We start from the raw sequence: 12,364 nt of genomic DNA on the forward strand, positions 1-12,364 counted from the left end.
GAGCAAAACATGTCATTAACTCAAGCATTAGCCACAGTCAAACAGGAATTTATAGCGCATACCCCTTTGGAGATCCAAGCAGAGATGTTCCGACAGATCCAGGAGCAACAGGAGTCCGGTATAGCTTACGGCCGACAGGAGGGGCAGAAGGCCAAGGATTTCACACTCAAAAATGCTTTGGGAGAAACGGTTAACCTCTATGATGAACTGTCCAAAGGACCTGTTGTCCTAACTTTCTACCGGGGCGGATGGTGCCCGTTCTGCAACACTCAGCTTAAGAGCTATCAGGAGCTACTTCCGGATATTGAAGCCCTCGGGGGTCAGCTCATCGCAGTCAGCCCACAAAGTCCGGACAACACGCTTTCCCAGCAAGAGAAAGAAGAGCTGTCCTTCCAAGTGCTTAGCGACACAAACGGTCTCGTGGCAGCCTTCTATAATATTCTTTACGACGTTCCGGACTACATCCAGAACATTATGAAACAAGTAGGCATGGACCTAACGGAATACAATGCGATGAACCGCTGGGTCCTGCCGATTCCTTCCACCTTCATGATCGATGAATCTGGTATTATCCGTTCCGCCTATGTCAATCCGGATTTTATGCAGCGATTGGATCCGGAAGACATTCTGCATGAGTTGAGAAAGCTTTAAGTTTTTGTTCTTTGTCAGAAAAACACCTTTAGCTCGCAACATCAAGAACACGAATACAAGGCGCTTTGAGGTTTGCAATTATATTGAAATTGTATACTACCTAAAAACGGTACCAAAGATGCCATGTTTTTGTCCCTCTTCACCTATCTACAGAATACTCAGCACGTCAGTTGAAAAAAAACAGCCGATCACATTGGTCGGCTGCCTTTTTGTTGTTATTGAGCTGTTTCCCGTGAGGCGTAACATGATTAATCTTTTGACCTACCATGCAAACATTTTAGAATCGAACCCGCACACTCTTCAGATGAATTTATGTATGTGTTGACAGTACAGTCGTACTGTATATCTTTTGCCATCATTCTGTTTTGCCAGTCTGATTGATCTTCAGCTCTATCTCCACGTTCAATATTTCTTTGGCGGCAAATTTCCAAAGGACAAAACACTTCAACCATATAAAAGGGGTACCCGGCAAATATGTCCTTAACTTTTTCATAATGCGGCTTTAACTCAGGTCTTTCTACCAAGATGCCATCGATAAGCACATTTTTACCATGGTCAGAAAATAGTTTGGCGGTATGATACATCATAATAATGGCATCACTTAAATATTTCCAATAATCTTCTCGAAGATAGTGATCGCCAATTGTATTCTCAAATAGATCGTTTGCAACAACATAATAAAACTCTTCCGATTTTAATTGAATAGCGTCTACAATAGATGTTTTTCCTGAACTGGTTACTCCGTTCAAAAACACGATTTTCCCTTTGCTCATCTCTAATTCCCCAATTCGTTCAATTTAATTACAGTTTAACAGTTTCAACGTATCAACAGGATTGAGAAAACAATTATAATTGAACTATGAGTAATGAAAATGAAGCAGCTGCCAACAGGCAAACTGCTCCATCTGTTTTCTTTCAACTATCGTAACTTTGAGATTCCGTTGTTCCCGTCCATATATTAAGCTATAATGAACCTCTATGATGATAGTTCAATTTTTACTTATTCTATCTTCTTACCGGAGGAGTCATGAAACTAGTTGCTTTTTTTCCTTATCGAAATGATGTAAGGAAGATCCTGATCCCTTATTTAAACCAATTGACGGAAGAACAGTGGTATGCAAAGCATCCCGATCATCCCAACACTATCGCCTGGATCGTTGAGCACATCGCGCGCAGCGAAGACGAGTGGATTAACGTGATTAGTTCTAAGGGAAAATGTCTACTTCCGCAGTCTTTGGAGCACTCGCAGCAAATTTTACAGGCCTATATCGACATTCGGAACCAAACGGAGCTGAAGCTCAATTCCATGGTTTACGATGAATATGCACCAGCCATACAGCTCCCTCGTTTTTCAGACGGTTGGGAACCGCCTTCGGCCCCGACTCTGCGATGGATTTTCCATCATGTTTTCGAGCATGAGTCGTACCATGTCGGTCAAATCGGCGTCATCGCACGTCTGAATGGATTCCCCGGTCCCCTATTCTGAACCTAAGAATCATTTTGTCTTATAGTGGTAAAGCCTGTTGCTACCCAACGTCGGACTAATCCACAGGAAAACGATGCTGAAAATGACTTTCCGACTCTCCTTCTTTAACAGTTCACTTTAGCTTATCCAGACCTTCAAGTTGCGGAAGACCCGCTTCTCAACGTTTCTAGAATAAGATGATTTATATTCAGTGGTTGTTAAAGTTAAGGAAGGTGAAAAATAGCCATGCGTAAAAAAGGCAGGAACATAACAGGTATTGTATTGGCCGTAATTTACTGTGTTGTTCTTTTTGAGATTTTAATTGATGCACCCCCTGGTGAAGCTCCAAATAATCCGCCTTGGGCATACGCAATGATTCCACTTGGAGCTGTTGCAATCACCTTTCTCTTTGATTATGTGATCAAGTTCGATTTCTTCAAAAAAAAGAAAGAGTGAATGGGATGCGATAAATGACAAAATTAAATATGGATAACACATTTTGCGGAGTTCTCCTTTGATTGTTGAACTACCCGGATCGATGATGCTTGCTATGCCGAAACACCCACTATGGTTTTTTAGCCCATGTTCTTGTGCCGCGGCAATCCTTGACATATACCGTTAAAGGACAAGGCCCCTTTCCCGCACTTGCCCCTTTTCGCCTATCACCTATCCAATGTTACCAGGACGAGAGCTCTGTTCTTTTCCACTTGTTTTCGGTAACGCAAACATATACATAATCGTCGTCCCATGCTATCTGACCCTGACTACAGGCATCTGTGGATGAAGCTGGCGTAAATTTCTCCCGGATTCGAAGCATATCCCCGTTTACATCTAACTTGGTATCGGGGTCATTCGTACCTAAACCGACATTACCGCTGCTGCGCTTTATGGTTAGCGGGGAATCAACGACGTTGCCGTCATCGTCGTAACGAACGAACTGCATATCGGCTCCGGAATTATCCCCCGGTTCTTCGGAACTATCTGCCCGAAGGGCCCATCTCGTTATCGTCTCATTTTCCTTGCCGGCTACACTGAACTGGATATCCCGGTTAGTCCCTTTTTCCCCTGCGACTCGCAATATGCCGTTCATTACATTGAAGTTGGAAGAATGCGTACGAATCTCGCTAACGTCAGTATCGTAAGGAATTTCAAACCGGGTAAACAGTTGGTTCGGATATTCCCCCGTTGGCGACATCGTCGTCTCGAATGAGATATGCTTATGGTCGTGCTGATCAGGATTGTTAGCCTTGTCATGCGATATGATCGCCGTTTTGTTCATTCCCTTCTCGTCGAGCCACACGATTGCAGGTTTAGCCCTTTCCGCCGTCCATTGAAGCCGAATCAGATCAGACTGATGCCCTTCTTCCTCAACCCACCTCTGATCAGTAGACATATGCAGTCGGTCATTATGTGGTACGCGAATATTGTTATCGGATTGTTTGAGTTCGCTTAGGGTTATCTCCGATTCATGTTTCTGAACGGTACAGCCAATGCCCAACAAGCAGATGCCGCCTACTATCATCATAATCGTCCTAATGTACTTCAAAGCGTTTCCCTCCGTTGTCGTAAATTCGAACTTGTTACGTAATAAGACTGATCGTATTATATTCAACAGAGGTCGTATACCCATTTCATCAAACTTCCCGGAAAAATGATTCTTTTCGTCTATACAAGCAAAAGAGCACTCCGCCAGAGAGAAAGTCCTATAAATTACACGAACATAATCCCACGAGGGGATATAACCGAACATGATTGTTATGGATTCACGAATGTATGATCATCCATATTAGCTTGTTCAACGTCCACCCAATTCGTATTTAGCATCATCTCGGAAGAATCCCCATGAAATGCCTTCATGGCTTCCTGATCATCAAACAGCCGATATCTCATCCAAGCCGTCAAGTACCCCCTATGATTGCCCCCATTACCTTCAATCGCTGTATGAGCAGCACCTTTCGCCATCCCCATCATAACTGGCGTGCTTGCATGAGTATTATGTAAGGCTAATTGATTCGTTGATACCGGTGAGATTATGAAATCTCGTGTACCTCCCATAATGAGAAAAGGAACGGTAATACGTGCTGTATCGTACACATCTTCCGGATCACAATGCTTCAAATCCGGGAGAGCGATGGAAACAACCGTCTTAATCAACGATCCACTTTTATAGTTGGTATGTGCATTAATGACACCTGTAGCCCCTTGAGAATGCCCAGCTGCACCAATATGTTCCATTTGTATTTTTTGATAAAACAAGCTGTTTGCTTGTTCGTTTTCATTTTTCAAATAATCAATAGCCTCCACAATTTCTTTGCCTGTTCCTGTTGTCTTGCTGTACGAATCTATTACTATGAATCCCCAGCTAGCCAGATGAGTCAAGAGCTCATCATAACGATCTGGCGTGGCAGCTGTTCCATTCCCCCATGAAATAATAGGATAGGATTCGTCTTCTTGAAATGCCGGGTAGTATATTCTAAATAAAGCCTCCCCGCTCATTCTCTTAACTTCTTCTACCTTTACATGATAGCTTCCTTTCTGCGCATACCGCTGCTCAATGCTACCATCCGCAAGTTCTGGTATATTTGAATGAATGATAATTTGCATGAAAATTGTTATTGGAACTGCAACGATCAGGACTAAAGCGGACAACCATAAAATCCACTTGCGTTTTTTCAGAACCGACATATACGTGACCTCACGATAGACTACCGATTTCTCTATCGTCTTCTCAGTTAAAGTATGAAACTGAATGGATATACGTTAAACTTTGGAATGTTTCATTTCAGCTCTATGCTTTCTAAAATCTTTGGGTGTTCTTTCGTGGTACTTTTTAAAAGACTGAATAAAATGATTGACATGATTGAAGCCTACCCTGCGGGCGATCTCGGTTATGGTGTCGTCCGTTGATATTAATAATTCGCTGCTTTTCTTTATCCGGTACTTGATCAGATACTCGTAGGGGGTCATATGAACCGTTTTTTTAAAACATCGGGTGCACTCCGAGATGCTCAGATGCGCAACATCGGCAATTTCTTGCAGCGTTACAGGAAACGAGTAGTTTTGATGTATGAAGCTAAGCATGAATTGCAGTCTCTCCTGTTGCCGCTTCACGTGTTTTGGTGCTTCCACGGGAGAGACCGACATATTGGAGATCAAGATGTACCATAGCTGTACGGTTTGAATCGAAATCTCATATTCCCATCCCCAGCTTTTTTTAATATTAAACTTCTTTCTCATTTCCCAGAGCAGGTCCAATACCTGCTTCTCCCACTCCGCGTCTCCTGTGATCACAAGCGAAACGAAAGAAGAATGGGTAAAAGGGAGCACATAATTTTTTTCCATGGCACTGTCCGCGTGGAAGGCGAGCAGTTTCTCAGGAAAATTGAAACTCACATATTGACCGTCATGCGTTAGCTGCGTCGCCACATGAAGAACTCCCTTGTTGATCAGAATCGCCTGGCCGGTTTCCAGCTCATGATCCATCCCATTTACTTGAATACTCAGTTTTCCTTTCGTCACCAACGTGATCTGCAGATCTTCGTGCCAATGCAGATCGTTGAATCCTCTGCCTTCGGGAATGCTTTTATGAAGCGTATGCGTGTACATGATATAAGGAAACGAATCGTCGGGATACAATATAGTTTCATGCAGCGGCTTTGCCATTCCAACTAGCTCCTTTCTATGACGATATATCTATAGTATTGAAGGATATAATTACACAATACAATAATATACGATGATATTATTATATCATGAATTTGGCTTATCACTAGCCTGTGCACAGACGATCGGATAGGCCCTCTTGGAGGGTAATCATTGAAAAGATATAAATTAACGTTACAGCTTCAACCGTATATCCTGCTTTTTATCGCCATTCTGTCGGTATCCGTATCTTCGATCATGATCAAATCATCGGACACGCCAACCGCTGTAGCCGGTATGTACAGACTTTATCTATCGGCACTCATCATACTTCCGTTTGTCCCCTGGAAAACGCTCCGCTCCTCGAAACTGGACTCGAAGGATTGGAGAACCGTTTTTTTGGCCGGCCTGCTTCTGGGATTGCATTTCCTGTTTTGGATGGAGTCGTTGGTATATACCTCCGTGGCGAGTTCCATGGTTATCCTGGCGCTACAGCCCTTGTTTGTGATGATCGGTTCGTACTATATGTTTAGGGAACGAGCGAGTGTGTTGACCGTTCTCTGCTTGGTTGCCGCCTTGTTTGGCTCGCTTATTATCGCTTGGGGAGATATTGGAGTTTCAAGAGAGGCATTGATCGGGGACGGTTTGTCACTGATAGGAACCATACTGGTGTCGGCTTATATGCTGGTCGGACAGAAAGTGAGCCACAAAATCAATGCGAATCTATATAGTGCTGTCGTCTTCTTTACTGGGGGGAGTGTCCTGCTCGTCTACAGTTTGTGGAATCACCATTCTTTGACCCATTACAACGCTTCGGATTGGACATACTTCCTTCTGCTTGCGATCATTCCCACGATCTTTGGCCAATATGTTTTCAACGTGCTGCTCAAGTCCATTGGTGCAACAACGGTTTCCGTAGGCATTATCGGCGAACCCGTTTTGGCCATTATGCTGGCTTATCTGTTGTTGGGAGAAACGATCTCCGCATTTCAATTTGTAGGTGGAATGATTACGCTGCTGGGCATGCTGACATATTTTTGGCTGCAAACCTTAAGATATTCAGCTCACAAAAATCTTTCGCATTGATCAGTGATGCAGTATTAGTACATCGGTAGAATGTAACTAGCCAGCATCCTCCATATGGAATAGGATACATTGCATCCCTTACGATTGCATGAGGTATAACATTATTAAGCTGCTCATTAGCTTAAACACAAACAGCCGATCCACGTGGATCGGCTGTTTTTAAACCCTTCTTTAAAAATATCATGCAGCGACATCATAATTCTTCTGGCGCTTATCCTGCTCTCGACCGTATTATGGCGCAATAATTTGTCTACCCACGTTCACATCATCTACCTTCCATTGGTTATCAACCAATTTATAGAATACAAAACGATCAACAAGCTCAAGATTGATAGGTCCGCTTTCAAAGTAAGCCGATTGGTGCATTCTCGCCGCTGTGGTACTACTATAAGTAATATCGGCCTTTTTTGTTAGTATAGCGTTATTTTTAATGCCATTACTGTGAATAATCTTGTTAATAAATGAGTCCGTGAAATAAGGTCTGAAATGTGTTCGGATTTGGGAATAGCTTGAGAGATCGGTGGCTTCATTTATCTTTTCATTCAGTACGTTTATTCTTTCTTGACTCATTCTCCAAGGCTTCTGCGGCTCTGTATGGATAAAGACCTGTTGCAGACCGATCGTAATGGTTGTTTTTCGCTCTTGTTTGGACCACAGCGCCGTTCCGCCAAAAGCTTCAGCAAAAACACGTGCGGGCACATAAGTCGTTCCATGATCGATTTTTGCTGGCACATCAAGGCTGAAAGCAGCGTTATTTAATAAAGCTGTGCGAGAGTTCACACGCAGCAATAGCTCTCGTTTGCCGCGAATAATCGTAATGCTTTTTTTTGCCTGGTTCCAAGTTACTTCTGAATTGAATTTCTCTGAAACAGCGCGTAATGGAATCAGCATTCGTCCATTTTCGATTATTCCATTGTCAACCGTGTTCGATAAATTATCGGCGAAGCTTATCGCAGGATTACCGATTAGTAAGGTACACACTAAAGAAAATGTTAGTGCGAGTATTGTTTTTTTCATGGATGACTCCTCCCACGGTTCGATTAAATCCTTGACCTTAACTCAATCCTTGTTATTTTAAAACAAACCCCTCCAGCAATTTACGCCGGAGGGCTCAGGCAGTACGTAATGAAGCTATTTTCGCTCAAATATGATTACCGTTTTGGGATTCGCCACGTATTCAACGGGAGAGCCTAACAGCTCGGACACGAAGCGTACGGGGATAAACGAACTATTCTTCTTCAACAGTAACGGCGCATCAAATGAAACGGTTTTTCCATTCACGTTTGCTTTCTTCTCATTCACTTTCCAACGGATCGTCGTGTTGTCTTTGCTGATCGTTACCTCTTGTTTGCTTTGGTTCCACCCTACCTTCGAACCCAATCGCTCGGATACAAATCGAATCGGGACATATGTGCGGCTCGATGCAATAAACGGGGCTTCGCTTAACTTAAAGGAACTCTCTCCTAAGTAAGCAGTTCTGCTCCCGATCACTAATCGCTGGGCTTTCAGTTGGCGGGATCCATCCCCACCGAGCTTATTGAGAAGTTGATACGTTTTGGTCGTACTTCTTAAATCCAAATAGTTACCGCTTAAATCCAACGCGTATCTAATTGCTCCCGTGTCAAAATGAGGAGGATCGAACGTATGATTTCGAATGGGATCCAAATTCCACACACGGTTATCCGCTAGATGTAAATAATGAAGTTCGCTTAAGGATTTCAAAGGCTCAAGATTGTAAACCAAATTAGAGTTTAGATTCAAGGAAGACAGGTTAGACATTTTTTTCAGTGGATCTAGTTTCTTGATCTTATTGTTTTCCGCGGAAAGAGCCCTCATTAGCGTCATCCCTTCAAGCGCACGGAGATCCGAAATTCGATTGCTTCCGATGTTTAGGCTCATTAAACTTTTGGATAGAGGCTTAAGTGGACTCAGGTCCGAGAATCGATTGCTCGCTATTTCCAAATTCTTTAGCTTGGTTAATCTGCTCAAGGGCTGAATATTCGCGATCTGGTTCCCGTTCAGTTGTAACCATGTTAATTCTGTGGCCGACGATAATGCCGTTATATTCGAGATTTGATTATCGTTCGCTTCGAATGTATGCAGACGCCCAAGCTGCTTGATCACATCAATCGACGAAATTTGGTTCCGGTTTACGATCAACATTTCCAAATCCGTCACGGCGGACAAATCCTGAATTGAAGCGATCTGATTGTCCGCAATATCAAGTTCGCGAATCTTAATCAATGGCTTGAGAGGCGTAATATCGTCAATTTCATTATTGGACAAGTCAAGATATTTCACATTGGAAGCATATTGCAAGCCTTGAATGCTTTTAATTCCTCGTCTTGAAAGATCAAGTAATGTTAATGATTCCATATCTTTCTGTGTAACAGTCGCATTTTCATCCTTTTTTAAAATCTGCTTTATTGCTTGCTCCAACTGTTCGTCCTGAAAACTTACATCCAGGGAAGCCTGCTCCATAGATGCCTGGCCCGGTAAGCTGAATATCATTACCAAAACGAATACGAGCCCTGATAAAACCTTATTCATTTCCTTTCTATCCCCTCTTCTACTGGTGTCTTATGGTAATGACGCTTATAACCGATAAAAGTTGCAGTACATTTTTTTCCATTGTGCCATCAAGACGAGTACAAAAAAAGGCCAACCAGTAGACTCTGGCTAACCTTTCCATAAATCCTCCAGCCTTACACGATTCTTTATTTAGTGCTCATACGCTCGAGCATATTTCTCATGGTAGTCGAACATCTCGTCCAACTCGGCTTCCTCGAGTCATTCACTTCCCATGGGGGCGCCAGGACCGATTCAATAGCAAAAGCCATGGGTCACAGCGTGAAAAATAATGCTGCGCCCATGGCTTTTTATTAGGAATCATAAGATACCGTGCATCATGGCGCGACAGAATATGTCATGGAATTCACTGCCGTTACCGGATGCCCGGTATTTACGGCGTCGGCGGCAAAACGACGGCTCCATTCGCCTTGCCGTCCATGCCAAGAACTTCGATTTCATCAAGGAAGACCCAGACGTTGACCGGGAATTCGATCTTGACGTAGCGGGCGAACACTTTATCGGCTCCCGCTTTCCCCGGCACGCCGTCTGCTGAGCCGCTCCATCTCACGAATTCGGCAGAGGCAGCATCATGAGCCGATGGCGGAGAAACGGTTGCCAGCGAGCTCCAGGTTTGGCCGTTCGTTGAAACGGAAAAAGCGACGTTCTGAGGGAAATAGATCCCAGGTCCTTGATCCTGAAGAAAATGGGCTCTGATTGATCCGATCGATTTGTTGCGGCCCAAATCCAATGTGATGGTGCGGCTTCGTTCTTCAGGGTAGGCGCTTCCCGCATGGCCCTGCCACTGCTCGTTGCTGAAATCCGTTCCGCCGAATAGGCCGTTCGTCAGTTCATTCCCGGAATCGGGATAGTTGCTGTTAGGCGGTCGCGAAATGGCATAGCTTAGACCTTGAGCCAGATTGCTGAGGCCCCAGTCGTCAGACCAAGTTTCCATGAGAACTTGGGCATAGGTATCAAGCACCGTTGCTGCCGGTGCCGAAATCAACCCTTGTGCTTGCACGGCCGGGTCGTGAATGTGTACGAGGAAATCCTGCATATACGTTACGGCATCCTTCGGCTTGTTTTGCTCCAGAAGCAGCTTGATGATCTGCAAACGATACAACAACTCATTGCCAAAAGCCGAATTGATTTCGTTCGACGCGACATAACTGCGTACAAGCTCCTCCATTGTCTCCGGTGTCGGGCTGTTGTCAATCGTGTACGTTCCGTTCAAGAACTGGTACAGCCAGTCATACATCAAACGCAAGCTTGGGTCTTTGCTTACCCCTAAGTTGTAAACGGCATTATTGCCTTGGTAATAAGCTCTAAAACCATTTTGCATCAAGCCGGTTTCAACGCCGCTGTTCAAGTATTCGACATAGCGGTGGCGGAATACGTCGTCCGTCAGCATCCGATCATCGAACTCCAGCTCATTCGACATCCCATATTGCTTGGCCAGGTTCGAGGCATCTTCCAAACGGTCGGAATCCGTTCCGCCGAAGAAATAGTTAGGCTGAAGCGCCACGGCGTCAAACCCTACTTCTTTCCACATAAAGCTTTTATAAGCCAATGAGTGAGGGATCCAGAAAAATTTCAAGTTCATGTCATGGACTTTGCTGCTTACAGCTTTGATCAAATCCGGACCTGTATCGCTTGTGCTAATTTGTTCTTCCAGCCAGTACATCCCGACAAGCTCCAGATGGGAATAGTTCGCCTCCTGCCACCTCTGGCGAACCTGATCCAGCCACCACTGCATCGCTTTTATCCGGTTTTCGAGCGCTTTCTCTTTGCCGACAACCGAGTCGTTAAAGCTTTCGGATACCCCGTCACCGTCAACGTCGCCAAAGTCGTTTACGTATTCCCCCGGGTTCGGAATCATGAGCACAACCTTCATTTTATGATCAGGCTGGTCCAGCTTGGCTCCGACTTCCACTGTTGCCTCATTCAACTGCTGCATATCCCCTGCGGGTGCGAAGGTTTTATCCAAATACCAGTTCCAGTCCTCCAGGATCGTTTGTCCGACACCGAAGTCACGGCCGGCAGGCGAAGCCAGTCCGAGATATAATATACCGTCAAAAAGCCAGTCGACAGGCTCGCCATCTTGATTTACATAACTGATGTTCGGGATGATCCGTTCCTTGTTCCAATCGCCCAACCCATCTGCATATTGCCCGTTATACAGCAGATTCAGGTTCCGGATACCGGCTGTAGCTTCTCCCGGCTCCAAAAAACGAGGCTGTTCGGCAGGAACCTTTACCGCCCCCTGAGCCTTGCCATCCGTACCTATAATTTCGATTTCGTCAATGTATTCCCATTGCGAAGGATGCATCGTAAAGGTTACTTTAACATAACGCGCATAAGCCAGCTTGCCGTCCGTATTCCCGCCTTTGATTCCATCCCGGCTGCCGTCCCATTCAAAGTTCTCCTGCCTTGGCGGTCCTTCCCCCCAGAGCAGCTGAGTGGCGTTATGTGACAGCAGGCCCCAATGTTCTTTATCATCGGAGACATACATCGATACGGTCAAAGGTACGAGGATCGAGTTGGTAGGATAATCTTGGAAGAAGTGAGCGGTAATCTTTCCGATTGACTTTTCCTCACCGAGATCAAAGACGACTTCCCGCGTTTTTCCACGCAGATGCCCTACCCATGCCGGGTCATTCATATCCAACGTGCCGTATTTTCCATCCGTAAGTTTGTAACCGTTGTCAGGATGCGACGCTTCTGGCTCCTCGGACCATTCATATGGGAGACCGGCCGCAAGATTGCGGAATTGCGTCTCCTCCATTGCCGGAACAGGCGATTTTGCCTGCACCGCAGAAATCGAGGAAATCAGCAATACTACTGTCAGCAGGACGGATCCCCATTTCTTGTTCAACGTCATTAGGTCAGCTCCTTTTTAATCTCAAGTGTAGAAATGCCTGAATTCTTTACCCGCTTAGTGATGAATACCTA

11 protein-coding genes are annotated in these 12,364 nt (G+C 44.8%); 4 read left to right on the forward strand and 7 right to left on the reverse strand.

Annotated elements, in window-relative coordinates; genetic code table 11:
* Positions 1–9 precede the first annotated feature (9 nt).
* Positions 10–651, forward strand: coding sequence for a peroxiredoxin-like family protein (locus AC3RCL_RS16020; protein ID WP_096773865.1), 642 nt, complete (start codon positions 10–12; stop codon positions 649–651).
* Positions 652–899: 248 nt separating this feature from the next.
* Here the strand turns inward: AC3RCL_RS16020 and AC3RCL_RS16025 are convergent, their stop codons facing one another.
* Positions 900–1,424, reverse strand: a complete 525-nt coding sequence (locus tag AC3RCL_RS16025; RefSeq protein WP_492530635.1) for a phosphotransferase-like protein — start codon at positions 1,422–1,424, stop codon at positions 900–902.
* A 254-nt stretch (positions 1,425–1,678) separates the two neighbouring features.
* On the opposite strand from AC3RCL_RS16025, the gene AC3RCL_RS16030 reads away from it, so the two are divergent.
* Both AC3RCL_RS16030 and AC3RCL_RS16035 read left to right on the forward strand, forming a co-directional pair.
* Positions 1,679–2,137, forward strand: coding sequence for a DinB family protein (locus AC3RCL_RS16030; RefSeq protein WP_096773867.1), 459 nt, complete (start codon positions 1,679–1,681; stop codon positions 2,135–2,137).
* 225 nt (positions 2,138–2,362) lie between these two features.
* The gene (locus AC3RCL_RS16035; protein ID WP_145036646.1) at positions 2,363–2,572 is read left to right on the forward strand and encodes a hypothetical protein; all 210 of its coding nucleotides are present in this window, start codon (positions 2,363–2,365) and stop codon (positions 2,570–2,572) included.
* Between the two features lie 220 nt (positions 2,573–2,792).
* On the opposite strand, the gene AC3RCL_RS16040 is transcribed toward AC3RCL_RS16035, so the two are convergent.
* The 3 genes from AC3RCL_RS16040 to AC3RCL_RS16050 all read right to left on the reverse strand — a co-directional run bounded on the left by AC3RCL_RS16040 (position 2,793) and on the right by AC3RCL_RS16050 (position 5,779).
* Positions 2,793–3,662: a hypothetical protein gene (locus AC3RCL_RS16040; RefSeq protein WP_145036648.1), complete on the reverse strand. Its 870-nt coding sequence runs from the start codon at positions 3,660–3,662 to the stop codon at positions 2,793–2,795.
* Between the two features lie 209 nt (positions 3,663–3,871).
* A complete protein-coding gene (locus AC3RCL_RS16045; RefSeq protein WP_145036650.1) occupies positions 3,872–4,801 on the reverse strand; it encodes a poly(ethylene terephthalate) hydrolase family protein in 930 nt (309 codons plus the stop codon).
* Between the two features lie 75 nt (positions 4,802–4,876).
* Entirely contained in the window at positions 4,877–5,779 is a 903-nt protein-coding gene (locus AC3RCL_RS16050; RefSeq protein ID WP_096773874.1) for an AraC family transcriptional regulator, read from the reverse strand.
* Positions 5,780–5,932: 153 nt separating this feature from the next.
* Between AC3RCL_RS16050 and AC3RCL_RS16055 the strand changes: the two genes are divergently transcribed.
* Complete coding sequence (locus tag AC3RCL_RS16055) at positions 5,933–6,844, forward strand: DMT family transporter (protein WP_145036652.1); 912 nt, start codon at positions 5,933–5,935, stop codon at positions 6,842–6,844.
* 231 nt (positions 6,845–7,075) lie between these two features.
* Here AC3RCL_RS16055 and AC3RCL_RS16060 read toward each other — a convergent pair whose 3' ends face one another.
* From AC3RCL_RS16060 to AC3RCL_RS16070, 3 genes are all read right to left on the reverse strand, one after another.
* Positions 7,076–7,861, reverse strand: coding sequence for a stalk domain-containing protein (locus AC3RCL_RS16060; RefSeq protein WP_192571761.1), 786 nt, complete (start codon positions 7,859–7,861; stop codon positions 7,076–7,078).
* A 114-nt stretch (positions 7,862–7,975) separates the two neighbouring features.
* The gene (locus AC3RCL_RS16065; protein ID WP_492530641.1) at positions 7,976–9,394 is read right to left on the reverse strand and encodes a leucine-rich repeat domain-containing protein; all 1,419 of its coding nucleotides are present in this window, start codon (positions 9,392–9,394) and stop codon (positions 7,976–7,978) included.
* A gap of 412 nt (positions 9,395–9,806) precedes the next feature.
* Positions 9,807–12,293: a DUF4855 domain-containing protein gene (locus AC3RCL_RS16070; protein ID WP_492530643.1), complete on the reverse strand. Its 2,487-nt coding sequence runs from the start codon at positions 12,291–12,293 to the stop codon at positions 9,807–9,809.
* Positions 12,294–12,364: the final 71 nt, after the last annotated feature.

The organism is Paenibacillus sp. MT86 (genome assembly GCF_058792535.1).

Bases quoted from the DNA above. Each gene is read 5' to 3' on its own strand.
- AC3RCL_RS16020 (WP_096773865.1), top strand. From the start codon at position 10: ATGTCATTAACTCAAGCATTAGCCACAGTCAAACAGGAATTTATAGCG.
- AC3RCL_RS16025 (WP_492530635.1), bottom strand. From the start codon at position 1,424: ATGAGCAAAGGGAAAATCGTGTTTTTGAACGGAGTAACCAGTTCAGGA.
- AC3RCL_RS16030 (WP_096773867.1), top strand. From the start codon at position 1,679: ATGAAACTAGTTGCTTTTTTTCCTTATCGAAATGATGTAAGGAAGATC.
- AC3RCL_RS16035 (WP_145036646.1), top strand. From the start codon at position 2,363: ATGCGTAAAAAAGGCAGGAACATAACAGGTATTGTATTGGCCGTAATT.
- AC3RCL_RS16045 (WP_145036650.1), bottom strand. From the start codon at position 4,801: ATGTCGGTTCTGAAAAAACGCAAGTGGATTTTATGGTTGTCCGCTTTA.
- AC3RCL_RS16050 (WP_096773874.1), bottom strand. From the start codon at position 5,779: ATGGCAAAGCCGCTGCATGAAACTATATTGTATCCCGACGATTCGTTT.
- AC3RCL_RS16060 (WP_192571761.1), bottom strand. From the start codon at position 7,861: ATGAAAAAAACAATACTCGCACTAACATTTTCTTTAGTGTGTACCTTA.
- AC3RCL_RS16065 (WP_492530641.1), bottom strand. From the start codon at position 9,394: ATGAATAAGGTTTTATCAGGGCTCGTATTCGTTTTGGTAATGATATTC.
- AC3RCL_RS16070 (WP_492530643.1), bottom strand. From the start codon at position 12,293: ATGACGTTGAACAAGAAATGGGGATCCGTCCTGCTGACAGTAGTATTG.